The following is a 25,745-nucleotide window of genomic DNA, read 5'->3' as shown; positions in this document are numbered from 1 at the left end:
CTTTAGCGATATTTATATTCCGCTTCGCAAGTTGTCTGTTAACTCAGCGGTTACTGCATACGTGGTATTTTACGCTTCTTAAAAAAATTTTGGCTATAGCAACAGCAGCCGAACACTCCTTGATATTAACGATTTAACTTCATGCTTGTTTATCTTTTCCGCTTTTTATCCATTTTCCCGCTGCCGCTGCTGCACGCGGTGGGCGCCGCGCTGGGCTGGCTCGTTTATCTGTGTTCTCCCTCGCATCGTCGGCGTATGCGCGAGAACATGGCCCTTGCGGGCTATTCGGGGCACCTGTCGGCCGCCATCGCCGAGGCCGGAAAAAGTATCGTCGAACTGCCATTTGTCTGGTGCGCGTCGCCCGGGCGGGTGTCGCGCCTGGCCCACGCGGAGAACTGGGACCTGGTGCAAACGGAGTTGGACGCGGGACGCGGGATCGTGTTCCTGACGCCACACTTGGGCTGTTTTGAAATCGTCGCGCAGGAAATTGCGCTGCGCACCGAACTGATGGTGATGTACCGCCCGCCCAAACAGGCCGCGCTCAAGCCGCTGGTCGAGGGCGCGCGCGCGCGCAAGAACCTGCTGCTGGCGCCGGCCAATATGTCGGGCGTGCGCATGCTGGCCAAGTTCCTTAAGAAAGGCAAGCCGATCGGCGTGCTGCCCGACCAGGTGCCGCAGGAGGGCGAAGGCGTGTGGGCCGATTTCTTCGGCCGCAGCGCCTACACCATGACGCTGCCGGCCAAACTGGCGCAGATGGGCGACGCCACCATCATCGTGACCTACGCCGAGCGCCTGCCCGGCGGCAAAGGTTTCGTCGTGCGCTTCGTGCCGTTCGACGGCTCGCTCGACGGCGGCACGGCCGAGCAGGCGCGCGCCATCAACGCCGCCATGGAGCGCCTGATCGCCCGCAATCCGGAACAGTATTACTGGAGCTACAACCGCTACAAGGTGCCGGCCGGCATCGCCGCGCCGGTCGCGGCGGGAGGCCAGGCATGAAGCTGCTGCTGGGATTGATGTGGCTGTTGCACTGGCTGCCGCTGCCGCTGCTGGGCCGTATCGGCAAGCTGACCGGCAGCCTGTTGTTCATGACCCTGCGCTCGCGCCGCCATATCGCGCTGACCAATCTGCGCCTGTGCATGCCGGAGTTGACCGAGGCCGAGCGGGTTGACATCGCGCGCGGCCATTTCCAGGCGTACTCGCGCAGCGTGTGGGAGCGCGGCATCCTGTGGTGGGCCTCCGAGGCGCGCCTGCGGCGACTGATCCGGGTCGAGCCTGGCCCGGTGCCGGTGGCGGAGATGACGGCCCAGCCGACCATCCTGCTGTGCCCGCACTTCGTCTGCCTGGACGTGGCCGGCGCCTCGATCGCGATGGTGGCCAGCGCCTCGTCGATGTATGTGCAGCAAAAGAACACCGCCTTCGACAAGGTGCTGCGCGCCGGCCGCGCCCGCTTCAAGCCGGTCAAGCTGTTCACCCGCCAGGACGGCATCAAGCCCATCCTGAGGGCGCTGCGCGACAAGCTGCCCTACTTCATGCTGCCGGACATGGACTTCGGCGAAAAGGATGCCGAGTTCGTGCCGTTCTTCGGCATCCAGGCGGCCACCCTGACGGCCACGGCGCGCATCGCCGCCACCACCGGCGCCCAGGTGATGCCGGTGATCGCCACCTTCCTGCCAAACTATCAAGGTTATCGTGTGAAGTTCTATCCGGTGTGGGACAATTACCCGGGACCCGACATGGTCGCCGCCACCCGCCGCATGAACGAGTTCATCGAGGAAAGGGTGCGCGAAGCGCCGTCGGAGTATTTCTGGACGCATAAGCGCTTCAAGACGCGGCCCAACGGCGAGCCCTCGCTATACCAAACTTCCAAGTAGAAGACTGACGATGAAACTCAAATTCACCAAAATGCACGGCGCCGGCAATGACTTCGTGGTCATCGACGGCATCAACCAGAAGATCGACCTGACGGCGGCGCAATGGAAGCTGCTGGGCGACCGCCGCTTCGGCGTCGGCGCCGACCAGATCCTGCTGGTGGAAAAATCCGTCCAGCCCGATGTCGATTTCCGCTACCGCATCTTCAACGCCGACGGTGGCGAAGTGGAACAGTGCGGCAACGGCTCGCGCGCCTTCGTCAAGTTCGTCTCGGAAAAAAGGCTGACCGACAAGCAGAGCATCAAGGTCGAAACCAAGGCCGGCGTGATCGCGCCCCGGCTGGAGGCGGACGGCAGCATCACCGTGGACATGGGGCCGCCGGTGCTCGATCCCGCGCGCGTGCCGTTCGACGCCGAAGGCTTGCAAGGTGAACGCCAGGGCGGCGCCACCTTGTGGCCGCTGGTGCTGGAGTTGGCGGGCGCCAAGGAAAGCGTGCTGATCTCGGCCGTGTCGATGGGCAATCCGCACGCGGTGCAGGTGGTCGACGACGTCGACACGGCGCCGGTGGAACTGAACGGCCCGCTGATCGAGCACCATCCGCGTTTCCCGAACCGGGTCAACGCCGGCTTCATGCAGATCGTCGATCGCGGACACATCAAGCTGCGCGTGTTCGAGCGCGGCGTCGGCGAGACCCTGGCCTGCGGCACCGGCGCCTGCGCGGCGGCGGTGGCCGGCATTTCGCGCGGCCTGCTCGACAGCCCGGTGCGGGTCGACGCGCGCGGCGGCCAGCTGTCGATCAGCTGGGCGGGCGAAGGCCAGCCGGTGCTGCTGACCGGCCCGGCCGTGACGGTGTTCGAAGGCGAGATGGAAATTTGATTCGGGTGACCCTGCGGCCTTTTGCCTCGACGCATGCGCCACCGACTAGGGGTCGTACCCCGAGGGGTACGACCCCGGATGGCCGTGCGGGTCTTCAAGCAGCCAGCAGATCATCCCCGTCCGCCGCCGGCAGCCACGTCTTGAGCCGGTACAGGCGCTGGCGGTAATTGCCCTCCGGGCCATCCGGGCCGCCATCGACCGCGTCGAACAGGCGGCTGATGCGGTCCAGCGCCTGGCGCTCGCGGGCGGTGCGCAGCAAAATCAAGCGCCGCTTGCTGCGCCCGTAACTTGCGCGGATATCGACCACCAGGCAATGCCCTTGGTCGGCCGCCTTGACATCGAGCAGCAGCGCTTCGGCCCGGCTCAATCCAAACAACTCCGCCAGTTCCAGCCGCGCCGCCAGCAACGGCTGGCTGACCGTCAGCTCGCGCGTGACGCAGCCGGCAATGCTTTCCGTCCAGCCCGACTCCTTGGGCGACTGCGCGATCCGCTCCAGTGCCGCGTCCGCCTCGTCGCAGCCCTGCGCCGCCGCCTTCTGCAGCCAATACACCGCGCGCACGTCGCTGCTCTCGTCGTTGCGGCGGTTGCGCCAGGCGTACATGCCGCATTCGAGCTGGGCGCCGCAGTGGCCCATTTCCGCCGCCCGCTCCAGATAGGATAATGCCTCGGCCACGCAGCGCTGCGAGAACTCCGGTTTCAGATAAATGCGCGACAACGCGAACCAGGCGTCGGCCAGGCCCTGCTCGCCCGCCAGGGTCAGCCAGCGTATCGCCCGCTTGAAGTTGACGGCGGCGATGCCCTTGGTCTGCCGCTTGCCGTCGCTGTCCATGCGCGCGAACCACAGGCCCAGCGCCAGCTGCGCGCAGCGCTCGCCGCCATGCGCGGCCAGTTCGCGGCATTGCCGCAGTTCGGCTTCGTACTCGGGCGCGCTGCCGAGCAGGCTGGCGCAGCGCGAAAGCAAAGTCAGCTGTTGCGGGCCGAGCGGCCAGTCCGCCGTCCGCGCCGCCTCGGCGTCGCCCGGAGCGTCGGCCAGCAGCTTGCGCAGCGGCGGCATCGCGCGTTGTAAAAACACGTCACGGTCGCCGTGCCAGGCTTCGTCGAGCATCGCGTAGTGGGCCGGCGCCATGCCGTGGTCGAGCGTGTGCGCGTGCCATGGCTGGCGCACGCTGGCCCGATGTGATGGCGGGCGCGGACCGCGTACGGCGCGCGCGGACGGCGACGCCGGCACCTGCGCCGCGTTGGCCGCCGGCGCGCCGCCCTGCTGGGCCAGCAGCCATTGCGCCTCCACCGAGCCGGAACGGGCGGCCGTGTCGAGCGCTTGCAGCGCCTTGTCGCGCAGCTGGGCCTGTTGCGGGACAAGGGAGGCGTCGTTCTGCGCGAGCTGGTTCAGCACCAGTTGCGCGAGCACCACACCGGCCTGCTCGACGCCGGCGTCGTACGCGCGGTCGTACCAAGGCAGCACGGCTGGAAGGCAGTGTTGGGCGTGTTCGTAGGGGACGTGGCTGCCGATCAGCATCCAGGCTTCATCCTGGTCCTGCAGCGCGGCGCGGTTGAGCCAGTGCAGCGCCGTCGGCAAGCTCAACGGAAGGCTGGCGCCGCCAAACAGATACAGCTTCCCCAACGCTAACTGGCAGACCGCGTCTCCCGCGCGGGCGCCCCGTATGATCCCTAACTCTTCTCGATTTGCCATCGTCTCACTATGAATGTGATTTATCGAAGCGGGCGGTGCATCGGCGTCGTTGCCAGACGGGCCGGATCACCATGAGACTCCAAGTGTAGCGTGCCATCGACGCCACACCCTAGACATAATGCGCGGCCGCTTGATCTGCCACAAGCTCGAACCCCCTGCCGCCCCTGTACGCTGGAACTGTTTTGATGCTTTCATGAAAAGAAATAATGCACCAATAGCAGGTTAGACCCTGTGACGACCAAGGCCAAGAGCGCGGCTTGTGGACTGCCGATCAAGCGTTTCGAAAATACAACAAGAAGCCGCGATTCACCTGCTTTTGACACAAACAAGCCGCCATAGTCGACCATTCCAACGCGTTTGTTCCGGTGAGCCTTTAAGGTTCGATCCAACCGGGGAGAGATGCAGCGGCCCGACAGCATTGGAACTTTGTACGATTTTCTCTAAAAAGGAATAACTCAAATGATCAAAAAATCTTTAGTGGCCGTGGCACTCATGGGCGCGTTCGGCGCTGCATCCGCGCAATCGTCCGTCGCCATTTATGGCACTCTGGATGCAGGCCTTTCCAAGCGCACCAACTCCGGCAACACCAGTACTCTGGTCGGCAAGCGCGACAACAACAAGCTGGGTTTCCGCGGCGTCGAGGACCTGGGCAACGGCCTCAAGGCCCTGTTCCAGCTGGAGATCCGCTATGAGCCGGACACCGGCGTCATCGAAAACACCACCCGCCCACTGTTCCAGGGCCAGAGCCGGGTCGGCCTGCAAGGCGGCTTCGGCACCGTGCGCATCGGCCGCGGCCTGACCGCGTTCCAGGAAACCAGCACCGCCTTCGAGCCATGGAGCGGCATGCCGGCCTCCGCCGGCTACCAGACCGACCTGCAAGTGGCCGGCTACACCAGCGATCCGCTGAGCGCTGCCGGTAACTCGGCCAATCGCTTCTCCAACGCCGTGTTCTACAACACGCCAGTGATCGGCGGCATCTTCCAGCTGAACGCCACCGTGGCCTCCAAGGAAGCCAACAACAACCCGGTCATCATTGGCCGCGGCACCACGCTGGCGCCGCAGTTCCCGGCCAATAGCAAGGCCGCCGTGGTGCCTTACTCGCTCAGCGCCACCGCTACCAGCGGCCCGTTCGCCGCCTATGGCGCCTATGAGCGCAACGCCGTCGACACCAAGCTGTGGTCGGTCGGCGCCTCGTTCAAACCGATCCCGGCCTTGAAGCTGATGGGCTCGTACCAGAAGCAGGACCAGGAAGAAAGCGTACTGATCAATCCTGAAACCAAGGCATGGCTGATCGGCGCCAACTACACGATCGGCCCTGGCCTGATCCGCGCCGGTTACGGCCAGAAAAAACCTGACAACCAGGCCAACAATCCGAACATCGCCAAGACCAAACAGGTCTCGATCGGTTACGACTACAACCTGTCGGCCCGCACCTATCTGTACGTCGATGCGGCCCGCAAAAAAATCACCCCTGCCGCGACGTTTAATTTCTACAGTCTCGGCATACATCACAACTTCTAAACCTCGCGGTCGGCAAGAACCGCTGGTGTGACGTTGGGGATACGGACAAGGGCGACCTTGTCCGTTTTTTTTCGCGTGCCGCATCGCACAGTTTTCGTTTAGTACAAACCCTTGCGTCGGTTAAAATGTGTCGTAGGGCGGATTAGCCGGAACGGCGCAATCCGCCACGAGCCGCCGCCGGCGCGTGAACAATTACGCTGCGCCTGGCCTAACCACATATAGAGTACCCATGACCGTCCCACTGGATTCCACACTTGTTGCGCAGTATCTGACAGACCACCCGCACTTCTTCGAAGAACACGCTGACTTGCTCGGTGAAATCAAACTGGCCAGCCCCATCACCGGCCGCGCCGTCTCGCTGCAGGAGCGGCAGATGGAAGTGATGCGCGACAAGTACAAGGCGCTGGAACTGCGCATGAGCAACCTGATGCGGCTGGCTTCCGAAAACGAAGCCATCGCCAACAAGTTCCACCGCTGGACCAAGGTGCTGCTGGAAGCCGAGGATGTGGGTTCCATGCCACACTCGGTGGTCAGCGGCCTGAAGTCGGCCTTCGACGTGCCGCAGGTGACCTTGCGCATCTGGGACACCGAGGCCGAGTACGACGGCGAATGGTTCGTCAAAGGCGTGTCTGAAGACGCGCGCATCTTCGCCAACAGCCTGATGGCGCCGTATTGCGGCACCAACAAGGACTTCGAAGCGGTGCGCTGGCTCGACGACGCCTCCGGCATCACCTCGACCGTGATCATCCCGCTGCGCAAGCCGGGCAACAAGAACGCCTTCGGCCTGCTGATCCTGGGCTCGGCCGATCCGGCCCGCTTCACCTCGCTGATGGCGACCGACTTCCTGGTCCACATCGGCGAAACCTCCAGCACCGCGCTGGCCTGGCTGCTGGCCTAAGGGGCGACACCATGGGCGCCGAACCGGACAGCAAGCTGGCCTGGATCGACGCCTATCTCGGCTATCTGCGCACCGAGCGCAAGCTGTCGGCGCACACCACCTCCGCCTATGCGCGCGACCTGCAAGAGCTGGCCGCGCTGTCGGACGGCCACGACTGGCAGGCGATCGACCATTTCCTGATCCGGCGGCTGACCGCCAAACTGCACGCAAAAGACCTCGATCCGCGCTCTATCGCGCGCAAACTCTCCAGTTGGCGCGGATTTTTCGGCTGGCTGGGCGACCGCATCGCGCTGTCGTCCAATCCGGTGCAGGGCGTGCGCGCGCCCAAACGCGCCAAGACATTGCCGCGCGCGCTGTCGGTCGACGACGCCGTGCGGCTGGTCGCGCCGTCCACGCCACGCGCCGGTACCGGCACCGAACCGGCGGACCTGTGCAACCGCGCCATGTTCGAACTGTTGTATTCCAGCGGCCTGCGGGTGTCCGAACTGGCCGGCCTCGACCTGACCGCCGGCAAGGACGCGCTGGGCTGGGTCGACCTCGACAACCGCGAAGTGATCGTCACCGGCAAGGGCAACAAGCGCCGCGTGGTGCCGGTGGGCGCCGCCGCGCTCGATGCGCTGGCGGCATGGATCGCCGTGCGCCCGGCGCCGGTCGACGGCGGCGACGCGCTGTTCGTCAGCACCCGTGGCACCCGGGTCTCGCCGCGCGTCATCCAGCAGCGCTTGCAGGCCCATGGCGTGGCAGGCGGCGCGCCGGTGCACGTGCACCCGCACATGCTGCGCCATTCCTTCGCCTCGCACGTGCTGCAATCGTCGGGCGACCTGCGGGCGGTGCAGGAAATGCTGGGGCATTCGAGCATCAGCTCGACGCAGGTCTATACCGCCCTCGATTTCCAGCATCTGGCCGAGGTGTACGACAAGGCCCATCCGCGCGCCAAGGTGAAATAAAGAGCGGGAATACGACGAACAGCACGGCGAATAACGTGTAAATCAGGCCCGTACTGACACTGCTCAATCGGACCAATTGCTAGCACAATTGAAATTCCGGCATAATCGGCCGATTGCATTTTTGCAGTTGAGCCCCATATAGGGTTCCCGACCACCAGACTCAGGCTGCTTGAACATGGAACTGATCCCCACCACCATCCTGACCGGCTTCCTTGGCGCCGGCAAGACCACGTTGCTCAACCGCATCTTGCAAGAACAGCACGGCATGCGCATCGCCGTCATCGAAAACGAGTTTGGGCAGGAAAACATCGACAACGAAATCCTGGTCCAGGATAGCGGCGAACAGATCGTCGAAATGAACAATGGCTGCATCTGCTGCACCGTGCGCGGCGACCTGATTGTGGCGTTGACCGGCCTGGCGCAAAAGCGCGCTGCCGGCGAGCTGCACTTCGACCGCGTCGTCATCGAGACCACCGGCCTGGCCAATCCGGGCCCGGTGGCGCAGACCTTCTTCGTCGACGAGGAAGTGGGCACTCACTACATGCTGGACGCGGTGGTCACCGTGGTCGACGCGCGCCACGCCATGGACCAACTGGACCAGCACGAGGAAGCGCAGCGCCAGGTCGGGTTCGCCGACAAGATGCTGCTGTCCAAGACCGACCTGGTCACCGAGGAAGAGCTGGCCACCCTGACCGCCCGCCTCAAGCGCATCAATCCGCGCGCGCCGATCGGCAAGGCAGATTTCGGCCGCGCCCCGCTGACCGACGTGCTGGACCTCAAAGGCTTCAACCTGAATGACAAGCTGGAACTGGACCCCGACTTCCTGACGACCGACCAGGTCCACGACGACGACCACGTGCACGACGAGCACTGCGGCCACAATCATGGTCACAACGATGGCCACGATCACGGCCATGAAGGCCACGGCCACGGCGGTCACGACCACAACCACCACCACGGCCACCACAGCGACGACATCGCCGCGTTTGTGTTCAAAAGTACACGCCCGTTCGACACCGCCAAGCTGGACGAATTCCTCGGCGGGCTGGTAAACGTCTATGGTCCTCGCATGCTGCGCTACAAAGGCGTATTGTTGATGCAGGGCGCCGATCGCAAGGTGGTGTTCCAGGGCGTGCACCAAATTATGGGCAGCGATCTGGGCGCGAAATGGGGAGAAAACGACGTTCGCGGCAGCAAAATGGTGTTTATAGGTAAAAATCTGCCAAAAGACATCTTTATTAGCGGTTTGGAACAATGTCTGGTATAAACTATCCGGGTTTTGTGGGGATGGCAATTTGTCACTAAGTTGTCACCAAGTTGCCACGGTGATTGCCACGAAATCCGGGCTGATTAATTTGAAAACTCTGTCGTATCGAAGGTAAGCGAAGTTATGACCAAAACTAATAAATCGACCCCCGCCGCCGCCGACCGCGTCCTGACCGAAGAAGAAATTCTGAAGATGGATGAAAAGGATTACATGAATCCGGCACAAATGGCGTTTTTCAAAGCAAAGCTGCAGGCCCTTGAGAAAGAGCTGCTGAAAAACGCCGGCGAAACCACCGAACACCTGCGCGAAACCGTGCTCGTACCGGACCCGGCCGACCGCGCCACGATCGAAGAAGAACACGCGCTGGAACTGCGCACCCGCGACCGCGAGCGCAAACTGCTGAAGAAAGTCCAGCAGTCGATCGTCGCCATCGACGGCGGCGACTACGGCTGGTGCGAGGAAACCGGCGAGCCGATCGGCATCCCGCGCCTGATCGCCCGTCCGACCGCCACCCTGTCGCTGGAAGCGCAACAGCGCCGCGAACTGAAGCAAAAACTGTACGGCGACTGAGTCCGCCGGCCGGCCACACGCGGCCGGCCGACGCAAGTCGGAAAGCACGCGCCCGCCGCGTGCTTTTTTACGTGCTGTTTTACGTGTTTTCTATACACCCTTCCCATCCGTAACAAGTAATCCTCTTTCCCTTCCGCTACACTACGCTGACGCCCGACGACAACGAGGAAAGCGTGGGACTGTTTTCGCTATTCAAAAAAACCGATCAAGGGCGCCCTGACGAGGCGCCGGACCCGCTCAGCGACGACGCCGCCGCGCGGCTGGCCGCCAACAGCGAAACCGCGCGCCAGCACCAGCAGGCGCGCCAACGCGAGATCGCCCGCGCCACCGCCATGAAAATCGACGCCATCGAATCGGCGATGGCGTTCGACATCTTTAACGAGCCGGAACCGGCCTGGGGCAGCCAGCGCCAGCGCCCGGGACGGGCCGGCGGCGCCGCTGGCGACGGCCCCGACACCGAGGCGCTGGCCGACCTCCCCACCACCCTGCTGCTGCGTGACGACGACCTGCCCGAGGCGGCCGTGGCGGCGCAGTCCGCGCCGGTGGTCGAGGAGATCGCCATCCTCTATGCCAACGGCCAAAGCGCGGCGGCCGAGCAAATGCTGACCGACAGCGTGGGCGCCAGCCAGGACCGCACCGTCTGGTGGATGCTGTTCGACCTGTACCAGGTCGGCGGCCAGCAGGAGCGCTTCGACAACCTGTCGATCGACTATGTCAGCACCTTCGAAACCTCGCCGCCGCCGTGGCGCGCGCCGGCCGACCCGGCGGCCGCCTCGCCCGATTGGGCCGGCGTGACGCCCACCGCCACCTTCAGCGGCGTGCTCGGCGAACAGATCGCCAGCCAGCTCGAAGACCTGCTGCGCCTGGCCGACGCGCACCCGGTGCTGCGGCTGGAATTTCATCGCGTCACCGACATCGAGGCGTCCGCCTGCTGGCTGCTGCTCGACACCCTGCGCCGGCTGCAGGCCCTCCAGCGCGAACTGATCCTGATGGGCGCGGCCGAACTGGCCGCGCAGATCCGCGCCGGCATCGCCATCGGCCGCCCCGACGACACCGAGGGGCCGTGGCTGCTGTTGCTCGAACTGCTGCAATTGCTGAACCGCGAAAAGGAATTCGAGGAAACCGGCATGGACTATTGCGTCACCTTCGAGGTGTCGCCGCCATCGTTCGTCGCTCCGCACAAGGTGGCGATGGCGCCGGCCCAGCGGTTGCCGGCGTCGCCGGACCGCTTCATGTTGCCTTCGGTCATGGAAAACCAGCTCGGCCCGCTGCTGCCGGCCATCGAGCACTATGCCGGGCTATACCAGACCATCGTGTTCGATTGCTCGCGGCTGCTGCGCATCGACTATCCGGCCGCCATCGGCCTGCACGCCTGCCTGCAGCCGCTCGCCGCCGAGGGCCGCAAAATCGAATTCCGCGACGTGAACCATCTGGTCACGGCCCTGTTAAGATTACTCGGCTACGGCGACATCGCCCGGCTCTATCCGCACAAGTACTAATTTGTACTAACTTGCAATTCCGGTTTCCAGCCCCACTTTTCAGTCTTGAAGCAGTTCGCGTCATTACTCTGAGGTCAATATGGAACAATTTCACGGTACCACCATCCTGTGCGTGCGCCGCGGCAAAGACGTCGCCCTCGGCGGCGACGGCCAGGTTACGCTGGGCAACATCGTCATGAAGGGCACGGCCCGCAAAGTGCGCAAGGTCTACCAGGGCAAGGTCCTGGTCGGCTTCGCCGGCGGCACCGCCGACGCCTTCACCCTGCTCGACCGCTTTGAAGGCAAGCTGGAAAAACACCAGGGCAACCTCTTGCGCGCCTCCGTCGAGCTGGCCAAGGACTGGCGCACCGACCGCGTGCTGCGCCGCCTGGAGGCGATGCTGCTGGTGGCCGACAGCGAGTCGACCCTGGTGATCACCGGCAACGGCGACGTGCTCGAGCCGGAGGACGGCATCGGCGCCATCGGCTCGGGCGGAACCTACGCCCAGTCCGCCGCCAAGGCTTTGGTGGAAAACACGGAACTGTCGCCCGCCGAAATCGTCAAAAAGTCACTGACCATCGCGGGCGAGTTGTGCATCTACACCAACTTGAATCACATCGTTGAAACACTGGAACCAGCATGAACATGACTCCCCATGAAATCGTCGGCGAACTCGACAAACACGTGGTCGGCCAGGGCAAGGCCAAGAAGGCGGTCGCCATCGCGCTGCGCAACCGCTGGCGCCGCCAGCAGGTGGAGGAGCCGCTGCGCCACGAGATCACGCCCAAGAACATCCTGATGATCGGCCCGACGGGCGTCGGCAAGACCGAGATCGCGCGCCGCCTGGCCAAGCTGGCCGACGCGCCGTTCATCAAGATCGAGGCCACCAAGTTCACCGAGGTCGGCTATGTGGGCCGCGACGTCGACACCATCATCCGCGACCTGATCGACATCGGCATCAAGCAGACCCGCTCGGCAGAGATGGCCAAGGTGCGCACCCGCGCCGAGGATGCCGCCGAGGACCGCGTGATCGACATCCTGCTGCCGCCGGCGCGCGACTTCGGCTTCCACCAGTCGACGCCGTCGGACGCGCCGCAGGCCGGCGACGCCACGCGCCAGACCTTCCGCAAGCGTCTGCGCCAGGGCGAGTTGGACGACAAGGAAATCGAGATCGAACTGGCCGAGACCGGCCCGCAGATGGAAATCATGGCCCCGCCGGGCATGGAGGAAATGACCGAACAGATCAAGTCGATGTTCTCCGGCATCGGCGGCGCGCGCAAGAAGGCGCGCAAGGTCAAGATCAAGGAGGCGATGAAGTTCCTCATCGACGAGGAAGCCGCCAAGCTGGTCAACGACGACGAGATGAAGCAGAAGGCGATCCAGAACGTCGAGCAGAACGGCATCGTCTTCCTCGACGAGATCGACAAGATCGCCTCGCGCTCGGAAGTGGGCGGCGCCGACGTCTCGCGCGCCGGCGTGCAGCGCGACCTGCTGCCGCTGGTCGAGGGCACCACCGTCAACACCAAGTACGGCATGATCCGCACCGACCACATCCTGTTCATCGCGTCGGGCGCCTTCCACCTGGCCAAGCCGTCCGACCTGATCCCGGAGCTGCAGGGCCGCTTCCCGATCCGGGTCGAACTGGAGTCGCTGTCGATCGCCGATTTCGAGCGCATCCTCACCAGCACCGACGCCTGCCTCACCAAGCAGTACGAGGCGCTGCTGGCAACCGAGAACGTCAAGATCGAGTTCTCGCCGGAGGGCATCACGCGCCTGGCGGAGATCGCCTACTCGGTCAACGAGCGCACCGAGAACATCGGCGCGCGGCGTCTGTACACGGTGATGGAAAAGCTGCTGGAGGAATTGTCGTTCACCGCCAGCGAGGACGGCGGCAAGGTCATCACCATCGACGCGGCCTACGTCAACGAGCGGCTCGACGCGCTGGCGGTCAACGAAGACCTGTCGCGGTATGTGCTGTAACCGCGTGCTGTAAGGAAGGGACCAAGATGGCGAACAAGGCCTTGTCGACGCGGCAGAAGATGACGATCCGAGTGGAGCCGTCGCAAAAGCCGCCGCGCAACCCGGTGGCGCTGGCGGCCAAGGCGCGCGCCGGCGGCGCCGGCCCGCACGCCAAACCGGCGGCGGCCGAACGCCAGGCCGCCAAGCGCCTGCTGGCCAAGGCCAGGCTGAAGCCGGACCCGGACGAGCAGTAAAACCGTCAGCGGGCGCCGGTGGTGGCGCCCGCTCTCGGGTGATCTAGAAGTTGTATTTGAGGCCGGCGCTCACCACGGCCGCATCGCTCTTGCTGTAGCTGTCGAGCTTGATCGGCATGTAGTTCACGTCCACCGTGGCGGAAACGTTCCGACTGAGCTTGTAGGCCGCGCCCACGCCGGCGATGACGTTGGCCGTGTCGCGGCTCCAGCTGTAGGCGTTCGGGGTGTCATAGCTGTTCTTGGCGTGCGTGTATGTCGCGCCCAACCTGCTGGTCAGCGACCAGTTGTCATTCAATTTCACGGCGGTGGTCCAGCTCAGGGCAACACCGTTGGCCCGCGTCTTGATGCCAGAGATGTAATAGTCGTACTGGCCAAAACCGTCGTCCCTCAGCCTCGTCGTAAACAACATCAATTCCAACGCATGCACCTGCCGCAGGTCGAACGCCACGCTGCTGCCCATCGTCAGGCCGCCGTAGACCCGGGTGAGCGCACTGGTGTTGCCGTTGGCGACCACGGCGCCGATATCCGCGCCGATGTAGCCGGGAGAGACAGGCGCGGCATCGGCCGCCTGGACGTTGGAGAAGCTGGACAGCGCGGCAATCATGCCGGCGCACAGGGTTTTGATCATGGTGGACATAGGTTTCCTGGTTTGAAGTGATTCTGGGCGCCGTCCCTTCTACGAGGGACAGCGGACGCAGTGTGGCCCACATCCGCGCGTTGTCCTATTTGAATGTTCCAGGAACCACTTTTCAGCACAGCAAGTACCGTGCTACGATACCTTTGTTTTTTTACTAAGGGCATCCATGAGTTCACCGGAATTGCTGTTGCAGGTACTGCGGACCCAGATGCGGACCGCCGGCGTCACCTACAAAATGCTCGCCGAGCGCATCGCCATGAGCGAGTCCAGCGTCAAGCGCATGTTCGGCCAGCAGGACATGTCGCTATCGCGGCTGGCGCAAATCTGCAAGGCGGCCGGGGTGGCGATGGAGGACGTGCTGCGCGGTGCCGCCGACGCCACGCCGCAGGCCGACGCGCTGACCCTGACCCAGGAAAAATCGCTGCTGGCGCAGCCGCATCTGCTGCTGATGGCAATCTGCTGCCTCGGCCACTGGACCCTGGAGCAGGTGCTGGAAACCTACGACCTGACCGAACCCGAATGCATCATGCTGCTGGCCGAGCTGGACCGCCTTGGCGTGATCGAACTCAAGCCGATGAACCGCTACCGTCTGCGCGTATCGAACGCCTTTAGATGGCTGCCGGACGGCCCGGTGCAGCAATTTTTCCGCGAGCACGCGGTGGCCGACTACTTCGGCGGCAGCTTCGACGGCGCCGGGGAGACCTTGCTGTGCCTGCCCGCACGGCTGTCGCTGCCGAGCGCGCAGGAGCTGGTGGGGCGTATCCAGCAACTGGCCGGCGAACTTGCGCGCCTGCACCAAGGCGACCGCAAACTGGCGCCGCAGGAGCGCGACGGCTTCACCCTGCTGGTCGGCTTCCGCTCATGGGAATTTGCCGCCTTCACCGCGCTGCGGCGCTCCCAGCAAAAGATTTGACCGACCCGGCGGATACGGTCGCAATTGCTATCGAGTTAAAGGGCTTGAGCAAGGGGCTTGATGGCCTTTGCGATCGCCTTTCCGGCAGAGATTTCGGCGACACGAAGATCATAGGCACTTTGAAGGTTCAACCAGCCTTGCGCTTCGCTCCCAAAATAGCGTTCGAGACGAAGGGCCGTATCCGCGCTCACGCCTCGCTGGCCTTTGGTGATTTCGCTGAGACGCGAGTAAGGGACATGCAAGGCCAACGCCACCGCCCGCACACTAACACCCATGGGCTTGATGTAGTCTTCCACCAGAATTTCGCCGGGGTGGACCGGACGCATACCATTTTTGAACATGATGAACTCCGTTTTTCGTTTCCGTTCCTCGCGATCGTCGGCTAATGAGGATCTTCGATCAGCACATCGTAGGGCCCGTTTTCACCCCACTTGAACGTAAGGCGCCATTGATCGTTGATCCGGACATGCCACGCGCCGCTGTACTCCTTCAAATCGTTACCCGGAGGAGCTTTCATAAAGCTCACTGAAGGCGCGGCATCAAGCTGGGCCAACTTCCGCTCGGCGACGTTCTTGATGTTGGCGAATCGGCGACACCTACCTGTTGTGAACAGGGCTTTCGTGTCATCACATGCGAAGGATTGGATTGACATGGAAAAACCTTACCTGTTAACCGGATAACAGTCAATATGCCAAAGATCAAAAACATCGTCTCGAAACAGGTACCGATGGCTTCAGGATAACTCAAGTCAGTTCGGGAGGTGTCAAAGCTAGTCACCCTCCAAACATCCTTGGAAGTTCGGGTATGATCAGTAACAACCTGATGGAGACGCAATGTCGAAGAAATACGCTCTGCCTGCCTTCCTCGTTGGGATCGCCGACCAAGCCACATATTTACGGTGGCTCACGCATAAGGCGCAGGCTCACGTAAAACGTGATCGTAAGCGCGGCAATGTCAGCGCCATCGGAGAAGCGTATCGCGTTGCCATCCATGAAGCAGTGGTGATGGGTAGCGGACGCGATGCCTATACGGGTGAGGCACTGGACTGGGCTCTGCTAAGCCGCTACAACAACACTGAATCGTTCGAAGGCGGTCGCACTTATAAGCACGGCTTCGCCAAGCTCCCCACAGTCGACCACGTTGGGAACGGCCTTGGCCCCGCCGACTTCAAGATCTGCAGCTGGCGCGTAAATGACGCAAAACACGATCTGGACATCCCGTCATTTCTCGACGTTTGCAAAGCAGTCTTGGAACACCATGGTTTTACGGTCGCCGCGCCAGCGCGCGTAAACCTTAAACCGGAAAATAGGGAAACCTGATCCAATGATCAGCCAAATTTCCAGCTCGGCAACCGCTGCTCTGTACGGTCTTTCATTAAACAGACGAGTTTCAGCAACTGCTGAAACTCGCCTTTTCAGTCAAATCGCCAAGGGCGCCATACCTGACCCGGTGCCTTCACCGCAACATCACCAAATCGGCCCCAGGAACAGATACAAGCTGCTGTCCCCCGACTTGGTGGCGCCGGAGCCGAAATACAGCGGCCCGAACCGCGTGTCGACGGCGACGAAGCCGCTGGCGGCCTGCTTCAGCGATCCCAGCTTGAGCTGATTTTCCGGCCCGTAGGCGGCGCCGCTCTCCAGCGAGAAGCCCAGCCGCACGTCGCCGCCCAGCGCGGTTGGCATGACGCCGATTCGCTTCGCCATCACCACGCGGCCCAGCACGGTGCGGCTGCCCAGCACCGAGTTGGTGGTGGTGCCCGACAGCCGCAGGAAGCCGCCCAGGGTCGATTGCGACTCGCTGCCCTGGTTGCGCGCCCACTCGCCATACACGTGGCCGGCCCAGCTGCCAAAGCTGAATGCCTTCAACGCTTGCACGCTCTGCCGCGCCGGCACCGGACCGTCGCGCCCGCGCGTCATCAGCCGCTGCAACTCGACCGTGAACAAGGTGCCACGGGTCGGGAACGCCACCGTGTCCAGGCTGTCGATATTGAACGACAGCGCGCTGACGTTTTGCGAGTCGCGCGCCTCGCGCGCGTCGTGCGGAATGGTGCGCTGGGAAGTGACCGTCTGCCGCGACGCCGTGTAGCGCAAGTCGCCCCAGTTGCCGAACTGGCGGCCCAGCGCCACCGACACGGTCTTGGCGTTGTAGCCTAAGCGCGCCTGGCGGAAGCCGGAGGCATCGAACACGTCGAACGCCGACGAGCCGTACTGCAGCTCGGGCGCCACATACCATTGCGACCCTGCCCCCAGCGGCTGCCACCACTGCGAGCCGATCACGCGCTCCGTGCCCACGCGCGCGACCGTGCGCAGTTCCGCACCCCAGTCGTTAAGCGAAGACAGCACGTGCATGACCTTGAGCTCGTAGGCGTTGTTGTCGGTGAAGTCGCTGTTCAGTTCCAGGCCCACCCGCAGGCGGCTGCTCGCCCAGTCGGCCTCGGTCGGCTTGATCAACACGCTGCGGCCGTCCTGGTCGTCGCGTATCTCGGTCTCCACGCGCGCCAGGTCGCCGCGTCCGAACAACTGGTTGCCCGCGTGCTGCGCCTGTTCGCTGGTGATCATTTGCCCGACCTTGAGCCCCGATTGCACGGCCAGCGCCTGCGGGTTGATGCGTCCGCTCGGCGCCACCTCCAGCTTGGCCAGCCGCACCGGCTGGTCGATCGGCACCGGCGCCGACAGGCGAGCGGTTTCGTACGCGGCGTACTGCGTCTCCGGCAGCGCCAGTCGCACCAACCTGTCGCTCATGGACCGCACCGCCGCCTCGCCCTCCTTCATCGCGCGGTCGTAGCTGCCGAAATCGAGGAAACCGATGCCGCCCAGGTCCGGCGCCAGCAAGATGTCGTCCGGCCGCAGGTCCTTGAGCGAGCGCTGGACGTTCTGCTCGGTCAGGATCTGCAACATCTGCTGCGCGACGCTGACCGCGCTGACCAGTTCCTTCTCCTGCGCCAGCGGCGTGCCGACGTTGACGGCGATGATGATGTCGGCGCCCATCTCGCGCGCCACGTCGACCGGCAGGTTGCGCACCAGGCCGCCGTCGACCAGCAGGCGCTGGTTCACACGCACCGGCGCGAACACGCCCGGCACCGCCAGCGAGGCGCGCATCGCCAGGAACAGCGGCGTGTCGCGCAGCTCCACCAGCTCGCCGGTGACCAGGTCCGACGCGACCGAGCGGAACGGCAACTGCAGCAGGTCGACCGGCTTGTCGCGCGCGCCATGCGGCAGCACCCGCGTCAGCGCCAGCTCCAGCGCCTCGTTGCCGGCGGCGGCAGGCGGCAACGTCACGCCGTCCATGCGGGCGCCCAGCTCGATGCGCGACGGCAGCAGCAAATCCTCCTCGCGGCGGCGGTACACCAGCTGGTCGCGCGGCGGACGGTCCGCCACCACCGCGTTCCAGTCGGTGCGGCGCACCAGTTGCTCCAGCTGCTCGACCGAGCTGCCGGCGGCGAAGGCGCCGCCGACCACGCTGCCCATGCTGGTGCCGACGACGAAATCGACCGGGATGCGCAACTCCTGCAACGCGCGCAGCACGCCGATGTGGGCGAAGCCGCGCGCGCCGCCGCCGGACAGCACCAGCGCGATCTTGGGGCGCGACTTGGCGCCGGCATCGGCCGCCGCCGGGGCCACAACCGGCGCCACCGAGGCGGCATTCGGATGGACCGGCGTCTGCGCCGACGCGCCGAAACCGGCGATGGACAAGAAAAAGCCGCAGCAAACAGCTGCGGCCAGGGAGCGGGCGATAACCATATGCCTCTCTTATTGTTGACGGTCGAAGCCGGGAACGGGCGCGATGGTGGTCGACGACGTGCTGGAACGTGGCGGATTCTGCTGCTGTTGTTGTTGCTGTTGCTGCGGTGTCGGCTGCCCCGGTTGCATCGCTGGTGTCGGTTGCATGGCCGGCGGCGGCTGCATGGCCGGCTGCGGCGCCGGCGCGGGCGGCGGAGGCGATCCCTGCTGCCCCGGTTGCATAGTCTGATACGGCTGGCCGCCGGCCGGTCCCGGCGAACTGGTGGCGCCGGCGTCGCTCGGCAAATCGATACGCTTGATGGCGCCGCCCTCGGACAGCAGCACATACTTCGGATGCACCTCCTTGACGGTCACACCGGGCACCACTTCTTTGCCGATGCCCAGCGCCAGCGCCGGCTTGTTGTCGACGGCCAGGATGGCGGCGCTGCCGACGCCGCGCGAGGCAACCACGCCCTTGAGCTGGTAGTTGCTGGCGGCGGCGACCGAAATCTGGCCGCCGAACAGGCCCTTGGCGGCGTCCAGGTTGAGCGCCACCGGCGGTGGCGGCGGCGGCGCGGCGATCGCGCGCTGCGGCGGCTTGAACAACTGCAAGCCCCAATACGCCAGCGACGCCGACAGCAGCACCACGGCCAGCACGCTGCCGAGCAGGGGCAAACGCTTCATAGATTCATGCTTCATAACTTCCCTTGTCAGCGTACCAGCTGATTGATTTCGATGATGGGCATCAGCACGGCCAGCACGATCAGCAGCACCACCACGCCCATCGCCAGGATCAGCGCCGGCTCCAGCAGGCCGGCGATGGTCAGGGTGCGGCGCTCCAGATCGGACTCCTGCGCGGCGGCCGCGCGGTCCAGCATGGCCGGCAGCTCGCCGGTGATCTCGCCGGCGCGGATCATGTGGATCAGCATCGGCGGAAAGTGCTTTTGCGCCGACAGCGAGCGCGCCAGGCTCACGCCCTCGCGCACGGCGTCGCTGGCCTCCTCGACCAGCTCCTTCATGGCAACATTGGACAGCGTGTCGCGGCTGGTTTCCAGCGCGCGCAGGATGGGCACGCCGGAGCCGGTGGTGATCGCCAAGGTGCTGGCGAAGCGCGCCGTGTTCAGGCTGCGCTCGAACTTGCCGTACAGCGGCGCCGTCAGCAGCCAGGTGTGCCAGCGCCGCTTCAGCGCCGGATTCTGCAGCGCCCGGCGCCACATGAACCACGCGCCCACCAGCAGGATCGCCACCACGATGCCGTAGTTGCGCACGAAGTCGGACACGGCCAGCATGATGATGGTCAGCACCGGCAGCTTCTGCTTGGTGTTGGCGAACACCGAGACGATCTGCGGCACCACATAGGTCAGCAGGAAGATCACGATCGAGAACGCCACCACGGTGACGATGGCCGGATAGGTGAACGCCAGCCGCACCTTTTGCACCAGCGCGTTGCGGCGCTCGATGTAGTCGGCCAGGCGCGAGAGCACGCGCGACAGTTGCCCGATCTGCTCGCCCGAGGCCACCAGCGCGCGGTAGATCTCGGCGAAGTCGCGCGGATGGCGTCCCAGCACGTCCGACAGCGCGGCGCCGCCGATGACTTCCGAGCGGATCGACGCGATCAGGTCGCGCATGTACGGACGCTCGGCCTGCTCCAGCAGCGCGGTGAAGGCCTGCTCCAGCGGCAGGCCTGCTTCGAGCAAACTGGCCAGCTGGCGCGTGAACAGCGCCAGCTCGGTGGTCGACAGGCGTTCGCCGAAGCCACGGCTCTTGGCCACGCCGGAGGCGTCGATCTGCGCGGCGATGGCGTCGACCTTCAGCGGCACCAGCCCCAGGGTACGCAACTCGGAGCGCGCCGACCGCGCGCTGTCGGAGTTGAGCACGCCTTTTTTGGTGGCGCCGCCGGCGTCGACGGCTTCATAGCGGAATGCGGGCATCGTCGTCGGCCTAGTCTTTGGTCACGCGCAGCAACTCGGCCTGCGTGGTGATGCCGGCGGCCAGCCAACGCTCGCCGTCGTCGCGCATGGTTTGCATGCCGCTGCCGATGGCGGCGGCCTTCACCTCGGCCTCCGAGGCGCGGTTGTGGATCTGGGCGCGGATTTGTTCCGTCGTCTCCAGGAATTCATAGACGCCGACGCGGCCCTGGTAGCCGGTGTGGCCGCAGTGCTCGCAGCCGACCGCGTGCCACAGTTGGCCGTCGAAGGTCTTGCAGTGGCCGCACAGCTTGCGCACCAGCCGCTGCGCCAGCACGCCCAGCAATGACGACGACAGCAGGAACGGTTCGATCCCCATGTCCAGCAATCGCGTGACGGCGGCGGCGGCGTCGTTGGTGTGCAGGGTCGCCAGCACCAGGTGACCGGTCAGCGAAGCCTGCACGGCGATCTGCGCCGTTTCCAGGTCACGGATCTCGCCGATCATGATCACGTCCGGGTCCTGGCGCAGGATTGCGCGCAGCGCCTTGGCAAAGGTCATGTCGATGCGTGGATTGACCTGCGTCTGGCCGACACCGTTCAAGTCGTACTCGATCGGGTCTTCCACCGTCATGATGTTGGTGGTGGCCGCGTTCAGCAGCGACAGCGCCGCGTACAGGGTGGTGGTCTTGCCCGAACCAGTCGGCCCGGTCACCAGCACGATGCCGTGCGGCTGGTTGATCAGCGAGTCGAACTTGGGCAGCATCTTCTCGCTCATGCCCAGGTGGTTCAGGTCGAGGCGGCCCGCCTCCTTGTCCAGCAGACGCAGCACGGCGCGCTCTCCATGCCCGGTCGGCAGGGTCGAGACGCGCACGTCGACCGGCTTGCCGCCGATGCGCAAAGTGATGCGGCCGTCCTGCGGCAGGCGCTTCTCGGCGATGTCGAGCTGCGCCATGATCTTGATACGCGAGATCAGCGAGCCATGGATCGCCTTGCGCGGACGCACGATGTCGCGCAGCGACCCGTCGACGCGGAAGCGCACCACCGAGGTTTGCTCGAACGGCTCGATGTGGATGTCGGAGGCGCTGTCGCGCAGCGCCTGCGTCAGCAGCGCGTTGATCATGCGGATCACCGGCGCGTCGTCGGACGATTCGAGCAAATCCTCGATCGCCGGCACGTCCTGCAACAGCTTGGTCAGGTCGAGCTCGGCATCGAACTCGTCGGCCACCATCGAGGCGTTGCCGCCGGCGCTGGCGTAGGCGGTCGCGATGGCGGTCTCGAGGTCGGCGCGCGTCATGCTTTTGAGCTGGATGCGGCCGAAGCGGCGCGACACCTCGGCGATGGCGGCCGGCGCCGTGGCGCCGCACACCATGACGTCGACCGTGTGCTCGGCCGCGTCGCTCTGCTGCGCCAGCACGACGAAGTCGCGGGCGAAGGCGTAAGGTAAAAGATTACTCATGGCTGTGGCTCATCTCACTGCGCGGGTTGTTGCTGTTGCTGCTGCTGCGGTTGTTGTTGCGGCTGCAGGTTCTCTGCGCGGCCCGGCACGCGCGGAATCGGCGCCGGCGGAATCGGCTTGGCGACCACGCCGCCACCGCTCAGCACGCCGTTTTGCAGCGGCGGCAGCACCGGCTGGCCCAGGTCCTCGACCAGCACGCTTTGCGGCGGCTTGATCGCTTCCTGCGACGAGCGCATGTAGTCGTAGCGGTCGGTTGCCAGGCTGGTGCTCTGCTCCTGGTTGCGGATCACGACCGGGCGCAGGAACACCATCAGGTTGGTCTTCTTGCGGCTGCGGGTCTGGTACTTGAACAGGTTGCCGATGATGGGAATGTCGCCCAGGCCGCGCGTCTTGTCGGTGCTGTCGCCTTCGGTGTCCTCGATCAGGCCGCCGAGCACGATGATCTGGCCGTCGTCGGCGATCACGTTGTTCTCGATCACCCGCTTGTTGATGGTGATGCCGGCCGTGGCCGTCAACGTCGATTTATCCACGCTCGACGTCTCGTGATAGATCGCCAGCTTGATGGTACCGCCTTCGGAAATCTGCGGGCGCACTTTCAACGTCAGGCCCACTTCCTTGCGGTCGATGGTCTGGAACGGGTTGCTGTTGGTGCCGGACGTGGTGGTGAACTGGCCGGTCAGGATCGGCACGTTCTGGCCGACCGAAATCGTCGCCAGCTCGTTGTCGAGCGTGATCATGTTCGGCGTCGACAGCACGTTGGCGTTGCCGTCGGACTCCAGCGAGCGCGCCAGCAAGCCCAGACCGAGGCCGCCGGCGACCTGCTTGAACAGGCCCACCGTCAGGCCCGAGCCCGGCAGGGTCGGCGTGGTGGTCGACGTCGAGCCGTTGAGCAAGGACAGGGCGACGTTGCCGATGTTGTTGTTGCTCCCGCCGATCGACGACTGTTGCAGGCCGCCGAGGCGGTACTTGCTGTCGGAATTGCCGGTGGCGCCCAGCCACTGCACGCCGAACTCGGAGGCCTTGTCGGACGTCACTTCGACGATCAGCGACTCGATGTAGACCTGCGCGCGGCGCACGTCGAGCTGGTCGATGACGGCGCGCAGGTTGCGGTAGATCGATTCCGGCGCCGTGATGATCAGCGTGTTGGTGGTGGCGTCGGCCTGGATGTAGCCGGCCTGGCCGCCGCCGCCCTGCTGTTGTTGCGAATTGTTGTTGCCCGTCAGCAGAGGATTGGTCGGGCCGGTGCTGCCGCCGCTGGCCGAGCTGCCGCTGCTCTGGCCGCCGAAGCTGCCGGTGTTGCTACTCTGGCCGCCCATGCCCTGGTTGCCCTGGCCGGTGTTGCCGGTGCCCGTGCCGCCCTGCTGGTTGGTCGACGAGGTGTCGCCCGAGACAAGCGCGCGCAAAGTCTGCGCCAGCTTGGTGGCCTCGGCGTTCTTCAGGTAGACCACGTGCACGTTGCCCAGTTCCTGGGTCGGCTGGTCGAGCTTGGCGATCAGCGACTTAGCCAGGTTGGAGCGGGCCGCCGACGGCGCGCGCAGCACCAGCGAATTGGTGCGCGGATCGGCCAGCACGCTGACCCGGCCGGCATCGCCGCCGCCGGCGCCCGGCGCGCCACCGCCGCCGCTCGCGTCCATCAGCTTGTTGACCATCGAGGCCAGGTCGCTGGCGATGGCGTAACGCACCGGAATCACGTCGAGGTCGGCCACGGCCGGCGCGTCGAGCGCGGAGATGATCTTGGCCAGGCGCTTGAGGTTGTCCGCGTAGTCGGTGATGACGACGGTGTTGTTGCCCGGGTTGGCGTTGATGGTGTTGTTCGGCGAAATCAACGGACGCAGCACCGTGACCACGTTGCCGGCCGATTCGTAGTTCAGGTGGAAGATCTGGCTGACGATCTGGTCGCCCTTGATCTGGGTTGGCGCCGAACCGATTTGCGTCGGGCCCGACTGCAGCTTGGCGTCCGCCTCCGGCACCACCTTGGCGTAGCCGTCGCCGCTGACGACGGCGTAGCCTTGCAGGCGCAGTGCCGAGGTCAGCAGGCTGAACGCCTGCGACTTGCTGATCGATTTTTCCGACACCAGCGTGATCGTGCCCTTGACCCTCGGGTCGATGACGAAGGTGATGTTGGTGTAGTGGCCGACGGCCTTGATCACCGACTCGATGTCGGCGCCGACAAAGTTCAGCGCGGCGTCATCGGCGGCGGCGTGGGCCAGGGCCGGCCACAGCAGCCCGGTGGTCGGCACGGCGCCGAGCGCACAGCACAGCATCGCACCCGCGCTCAGGCGGCGCAGCGCGGGAAGATTGGATTTGCTCACGGACTGTTTTTTCATTGTCTGAACTTTGTATCTAGTGTGGTAACCACGATTGAAACTAAATATGAATCTGACGACGTTGGCGGTTCATGGCCGATTACGCGCTGCGCGCTAATCCGCCCTACGAGAAACACTAACGGACCTCCAGCGCGATGACGTTGCGGTCGCTGCCGGGACGGCGCTGGCCGAGCAAATTCAACAGATTGGCCAGCGTGTCCTCGTACCCTTTTGCCGCCTCCGCCTGCCCGGAAAACTGCAGACGGCCATTATTCAGGTTGCCGCGACCGCTCAGTAACAGCGGCCCCTTGACGGAATCGAGCGTCAAGGCCGCCTGCTGGCCGCGCCAATCGAGCGCCAGCGTGTAGCTGCCCAGCGGGCTGATCGGCGCCAGCCTTGACGACATGTCCGTCATCTCCAGCGTGGTGCGGCCGTTGACGGCGATCTGGCGGTCTTGCAGCGCCAGTTCCAGCGCGGTCCACGACAAGCGCATGATGCCGCTCGGCGCCAGCGTGTTGAGCGGCGCGCCCAGCCCGGCCAGGCCCTGCGCCGGCAACAGCAGCGCCGACGGACTCAATTGCCACTGCGACCAGCTGCCGCGGAACGTCACCGGCTGCGCCAGCGCTTCGCTATTTTCCAGCCGCAAGTCAACCACGCCGACCAGCGCCAGTGGCGAGATCTTCCAGCTGAAACGCCCCGGCAGCAACGGCGTGACGGGCCGGTTGCCGCCGGCCGCGCCGCCGATGAAGGCCGAGCCGCGCCACAGCGTACCCTGCGCGTCGCCCAAGGTCAAACGGCCGCCGGTGCGCTGCTCGACGATGGCGCCGAGCCACGTAGCCGGGAAAAACACCGCCAGGGTCACCAGCACGCTGAGCGCGATGGTCAGCAACCATAGCACGGCGCGCTTCATGCATGGCCTTTTTGCGCAAGCCGCACGCTCATCGCGCGCCCTGGCGCAAAGTCAGGGTAGCGTTGACCATGCCGGCCGTGTCCTGGGCCGTGAAATTCGCGTCCTGGACGGCGATGCGGCTTTCGTTGCGCACCGCGTCCAGCCAAACGACGATGCCGGCGAAGGCCACGTTGTTGAGCTGGACCTTGGCGTATTCGCCGGTGATGTTGACCGACTGCGCCGTCATACCGCGCGCGGTCAGGCCGGCCGTCAGGCTGTCGCGCGTCATCGGCGTCGGCTCGATGGTGTTCTGGCCGCGCAAGGCGGCCGCCTCCAGCGCCATCGCCTGCAACTCGGCGGCCTGCTGGCGCAGCTCCGGCAATTCCTTGCTCAGTTTCTCGCGGCCTTCGAGCGCCGGCGACAGCAGCACGCCGTAAAACAGTCCCAGCACCACCACCACGCCGCCGATGGCCAGCAGGCGTCGCTCCTGCTCGGTGCGCGCCAGCCAGAAGGCCGATGCGCGGGCGCGGTAGTCCTGTATCGTTTGATCGAGTTTGCTCATGCCGTTGTGCTCATGGTTCTGCTCATA

General features: G+C 64.8%; 25 protein-coding genes. 14 read left to right on the top strand and 11 right to left on the bottom strand.

Annotated elements, in window-relative coordinates; genetic code table 11:
• Positions 1-141 precede the first annotated feature (141 nt).
• The 3 genes from NHH88_03240 to dapF are packed head-to-tail and all read left to right on the top strand — an operon-like array spanning position 142 to position 2,745.
• A complete protein-coding gene (locus NHH88_03240; protein USX14825.1) occupies positions 142-996 on the top strand; it encodes a lysophospholipid acyltransferase family protein in 855 nt (284 codons plus the stop codon).
• Positions 993-1,871: a lipid A biosynthesis acyltransferase gene (locus NHH88_03235; GenBank protein USX14824.1), complete on the top strand. Its 879-nt coding sequence runs from the start codon at positions 993-995 to the stop codon at positions 1,869-1,871. The genes NHH88_03240 and NHH88_03235 overlap by 4 nt, the downstream gene beginning before the upstream one ends.
• A 10-nt stretch (positions 1,872-1,881) precedes the next feature.
• Positions 1,882-2,745, top strand: coding sequence for a diaminopimelate epimerase (gene dapF, locus NHH88_03230; GenBank protein USX14823.1), 864 nt, complete (start codon positions 1,882-1,884; stop codon positions 2,743-2,745).
• Between the two features lie 94 nt (positions 2,746-2,839).
• Here the strand turns inward: dapF and NHH88_03225 are convergent, their stop codons facing one another.
• Positions 2,840-4,435, bottom strand: coding sequence for a hypothetical protein (locus NHH88_03225; protein USX14822.1), 1,596 nt, complete (start codon positions 4,433-4,435; stop codon positions 2,840-2,842).
• Positions 4,436-4,897: 462 nt separating this feature from the next.
• Between NHH88_03225 and NHH88_03220 the strand changes: the two genes are divergently transcribed.
• The 9 genes from NHH88_03220 (at position 4,898) to NHH88_03180 (ending at position 13,329) form a co-directional block, all read left to right on the top strand.
• On the top strand, positions 4,898-5,956 hold the full coding sequence (locus NHH88_03220) for a porin (protein USX17518.1): 1,059 nt from the start codon (positions 4,898-4,900) through the stop codon (positions 5,954-5,956).
• A 229-nt stretch (positions 5,957-6,185) separates the two neighbouring features.
• Entirely contained in the window at positions 6,186-6,854 is a 669-nt protein-coding gene (locus NHH88_03215) for a DUF484 family protein (GenBank protein ID USX14821.1), read from the top strand.
• An 11-nt stretch (positions 6,855-6,865) separates the two neighbouring features.
• A complete protein-coding gene (locus tag NHH88_03210; protein ID USX14820.1) occupies positions 6,866-7,801 on the top strand; it encodes a tyrosine recombinase XerC in 936 nt (311 codons plus the stop codon).
• A 175-nt stretch (positions 7,802-7,976) separates the two neighbouring features.
• Entirely contained in the window at positions 7,977-9,068 is a 1,092-nt protein-coding gene (locus NHH88_03205; protein USX14819.1) for a GTP-binding protein, read from the top strand.
• 123 nt (positions 9,069-9,191) lie between these two features.
• The gene (gene dksA / locus NHH88_03200) at positions 9,192-9,638 is read left to right on the top strand and encodes an RNA polymerase-binding protein DksA (GenBank protein ID USX14818.1); all 447 of its coding nucleotides are present in this window, start codon (positions 9,192-9,194) and stop codon (positions 9,636-9,638) included.
• Positions 9,639-9,811: 173 nt separating this feature from the next.
• Complete coding sequence (locus tag NHH88_03195) at positions 9,812-11,137, top strand: hypothetical protein (protein ID USX14817.1); 1,326 nt, start codon at positions 9,812-9,814, stop codon at positions 11,135-11,137.
• Positions 11,138-11,216: 79 nt separating this feature from the next.
• Complete coding sequence (hslV, locus tag NHH88_03190; GenBank protein ID USX14816.1) at positions 11,217-11,759, top strand: ATP-dependent protease subunit HslV; 543 nt, start codon at positions 11,217-11,219, stop codon at positions 11,757-11,759.
• Complete coding sequence (gene hslU, locus NHH88_03185) at positions 11,756-13,096, top strand: ATP-dependent protease ATPase subunit HslU (protein USX14815.1); 1,341 nt, start codon at positions 11,756-11,758, stop codon at positions 13,094-13,096. Before hslV ends, hslU begins: the two co-directional genes overlap by 4 nt.
• 26 nt (positions 13,097-13,122) lie before the next feature.
• Positions 13,123-13,329: a hypothetical protein gene (locus tag NHH88_03180; GenBank protein ID USX14814.1), complete on the top strand. Its 207-nt coding sequence runs from the start codon at positions 13,123-13,125 to the stop codon at positions 13,327-13,329.
• A gap of 43 nt (positions 13,330-13,372) precedes the next feature.
• Here NHH88_03180 and NHH88_03175 read toward each other — a convergent pair whose 3' ends face one another.
• Entirely contained in the window at positions 13,373-13,966 is a 594-nt protein-coding gene (locus NHH88_03175) for a porin family protein (GenBank protein USX14813.1), read from the bottom strand.
• Positions 13,967-14,132: 166 nt separating this feature from the next.
• Here NHH88_03175 and NHH88_03170 point away from each other — a divergent pair, with 166 nt between their 5' ends.
• Entirely contained in the window at positions 14,133-14,879 is a 747-nt protein-coding gene (locus NHH88_03170; GenBank protein ID USX14812.1) for a helix-turn-helix transcriptional regulator, read from the top strand.
• A 35-nt stretch (positions 14,880-14,914) separates the two neighbouring features.
• Here NHH88_03170 and NHH88_03165 read toward each other — a convergent pair whose 3' ends face one another.
• Together NHH88_03165 and NHH88_03160 are read right to left on the bottom strand one after the other, a co-directional pair.
• Complete coding sequence (locus NHH88_03165) at positions 14,915-15,220, bottom strand: HigA family addiction module antitoxin (GenBank protein ID USX14811.1); 306 nt, start codon at positions 15,218-15,220, stop codon at positions 14,915-14,917.
• A gap of 41 nt (positions 15,221-15,261) precedes the next feature.
• Positions 15,262-15,531, bottom strand: a complete 270-nt coding sequence (locus NHH88_03160; GenBank protein USX14810.1) for a type II toxin-antitoxin system RelE/ParE family toxin — start codon at positions 15,529-15,531, stop codon at positions 15,262-15,264.
• 181 nt (positions 15,532-15,712) lie between these two features.
• Here NHH88_03160 and NHH88_03155 point away from each other — a divergent pair, with 181 nt between their 5' ends.
• The gene (locus NHH88_03155) at positions 15,713-16,198 is read left to right on the top strand and encodes a hypothetical protein (protein ID USX14809.1); all 486 of its coding nucleotides are present in this window, start codon (positions 15,713-15,715) and stop codon (positions 16,196-16,198) included.
• 147 nt (positions 16,199-16,345) lie between these two features.
• On the opposite strand, the gene NHH88_03150 is transcribed toward NHH88_03155, so the two are convergent.
• The 7 genes from NHH88_03150 to NHH88_03120 form a co-directional block, all read right to left on the bottom strand.
• A complete protein-coding gene (locus NHH88_03150) occupies positions 16,346-18,619 on the bottom strand; it encodes a patatin-like phospholipase family protein (protein ID USX14808.1) in 2,274 nt (757 codons plus the stop codon).
• Between the two features lie 9 nt (positions 18,620-18,628).
• Positions 18,629-19,282: a hypothetical protein gene (locus NHH88_03145; protein USX14807.1), complete on the bottom strand. Its 654-nt coding sequence runs from the start codon at positions 19,280-19,282 to the stop codon at positions 18,629-18,631.
• Positions 19,283-19,308: 26 nt separating this feature from the next.
• A complete protein-coding gene (gspF, locus tag NHH88_03140; protein USX14806.1) occupies positions 19,309-20,529 on the bottom strand; it encodes a type II secretion system inner membrane protein GspF in 1,221 nt (406 codons plus the stop codon).
• A gap of 10 nt (positions 20,530-20,539) precedes the next feature.
• A complete protein-coding gene (gene gspE, locus NHH88_03135) occupies positions 20,540-21,961 on the bottom strand; it encodes a type II secretion system ATPase GspE (protein USX14805.1) in 1,422 nt (473 codons plus the stop codon).
• 14 nt (positions 21,962-21,975) lie between these two features.
• Positions 21,976-24,288: a type II secretion system secretin GspD gene (gene gspD, locus NHH88_03130; GenBank protein USX14804.1), complete on the bottom strand. Its 2,313-nt coding sequence runs from the start codon at positions 24,286-24,288 to the stop codon at positions 21,976-21,978.
• Positions 24,289-24,403: 115 nt separating this feature from the next.
• Positions 24,404-25,177, bottom strand: coding sequence for a type II secretion system protein N (locus NHH88_03125; protein USX14803.1), 774 nt, complete (start codon positions 25,175-25,177; stop codon positions 24,404-24,406).
• 28 nt (positions 25,178-25,205) lie between these two features.
• Positions 25,206-25,718, bottom strand: coding sequence for a type II secretion system protein M (locus tag NHH88_03120; GenBank protein USX14802.1), 513 nt, complete (start codon positions 25,716-25,718; stop codon positions 25,206-25,208).
• Between the last annotated feature and the right edge of the window lie 27 nt (positions 25,719-25,745).

The organism is Oxalobacteraceae bacterium OTU3CAMAD1, assembly GCA_024123915.1.
Lineage (GTDB): Bacteria > Pseudomonadota > Gammaproteobacteria > Burkholderiales > Burkholderiaceae_D > Rugamonas.
The sequence above is the reverse complement of the archived record's forward strand: the minus strand, read 5'-3'. Positions and strand labels throughout refer to the sequence as shown.

Bases quoted from the DNA above. Each gene is read 5' to 3' on its own strand.
- NHH88_03215 (USX14821.1), top strand. From the start codon at position 6,186: ATGACCGTCCCACTGGATTCCACACTTGTTGCGCAGTATCTGACAGAC.
- NHH88_03180 (USX14814.1), top strand. From the start codon at position 13,123: ATGGCGAACAAGGCCTTGTCGACGCGGCAGAAGATGACGATCCGAGTG.
- gspD (USX14804.1), bottom strand. From the start codon at position 24,288: ATGAAAAAACAGTCCGTGAGCAAATCCAATCTTCCCGCGCTGCGCCGC.
- NHH88_03175 (USX14813.1), bottom strand. From the start codon at position 13,966: ATGTCCACCATGATCAAAACCCTGTGCGCCGGCATGATTGCCGCGCTG.
- NHH88_03150 (USX14808.1), bottom strand. From the start codon at position 18,619: ATGGTTATCGCCCGCTCCCTGGCCGCAGCTGTTTGCTGCGGCTTTTTC.
- dapF (USX14823.1), top strand. From the start codon at position 1,882: ATGAAACTCAAATTCACCAAAATGCACGGCGCCGGCAATGACTTCGTG.
- NHH88_03240 (USX14825.1), top strand. From the start codon at position 142: ATGCTTGTTTATCTTTTCCGCTTTTTATCCATTTTCCCGCTGCCGCTG.
- NHH88_03155 (USX14809.1), top strand. From the start codon at position 15,713: ATGTCGAAGAAATACGCTCTGCCTGCCTTCCTCGTTGGGATCGCCGAC.
- NHH88_03235 (USX14824.1), top strand. From the start codon at position 993: ATGAAGCTGCTGCTGGGATTGATGTGGCTGTTGCACTGGCTGCCGCTG.
- hslV (USX14816.1), top strand. From the start codon at position 11,217: ATGGAACAATTTCACGGTACCACCATCCTGTGCGTGCGCCGCGGCAAA.
- hslU (USX14815.1), top strand. From the start codon at position 11,756: ATGAACATGACTCCCCATGAAATCGTCGGCGAACTCGACAAACACGTG.
- dksA (USX14818.1), top strand. From the start codon at position 9,192: ATGACCAAAACTAATAAATCGACCCCCGCCGCCGCCGACCGCGTCCTG.
- NHH88_03210 (USX14820.1), top strand. From the start codon at position 6,866: ATGGGCGCCGAACCGGACAGCAAGCTGGCCTGGATCGACGCCTATCTC.
- NHH88_03125 (USX14803.1), bottom strand. From the start codon at position 25,177: ATGAAGCGCGCCGTGCTATGGTTGCTGACCATCGCGCTCAGCGTGCTG.
- NHH88_03205 (USX14819.1), top strand. From the start codon at position 7,977: ATGGAACTGATCCCCACCACCATCCTGACCGGCTTCCTTGGCGCCGGC.
- gspF (USX14806.1), bottom strand. From the start codon at position 20,529: ATGCCCGCATTCCGCTATGAAGCCGTCGACGCCGGCGGCGCCACCAAA.
- NHH88_03165 (USX14811.1), bottom strand. From the start codon at position 15,220: ATGTTCAAAAATGGTATGCGTCCGGTCCACCCCGGCGAAATTCTGGTG.
- NHH88_03160 (USX14810.1), bottom strand. From the start codon at position 15,531: ATGTCAATCCAATCCTTCGCATGTGATGACACGAAAGCCCTGTTCACA.
- NHH88_03120 (USX14802.1), bottom strand. From the start codon at position 25,718: ATGAGCAAACTCGATCAAACGATACAGGACTACCGCGCCCGCGCATCG.
- NHH88_03145 (USX14807.1), bottom strand. From the start codon at position 19,282: ATGAAGCGTTTGCCCCTGCTCGGCAGCGTGCTGGCCGTGGTGCTGCTG.
- NHH88_03170 (USX14812.1), top strand. From the start codon at position 14,133: ATGAGTTCACCGGAATTGCTGTTGCAGGTACTGCGGACCCAGATGCGG.
- NHH88_03225 (USX14822.1), bottom strand. From the start codon at position 4,435: ATGGCAAATCGAGAAGAGTTAGGGATCATACGGGGCGCCCGCGCGGGA.
- gspE (USX14805.1), bottom strand. From the start codon at position 21,961: ATGAGTAATCTTTTACCTTACGCCTTCGCCCGCGACTTCGTCGTGCTG.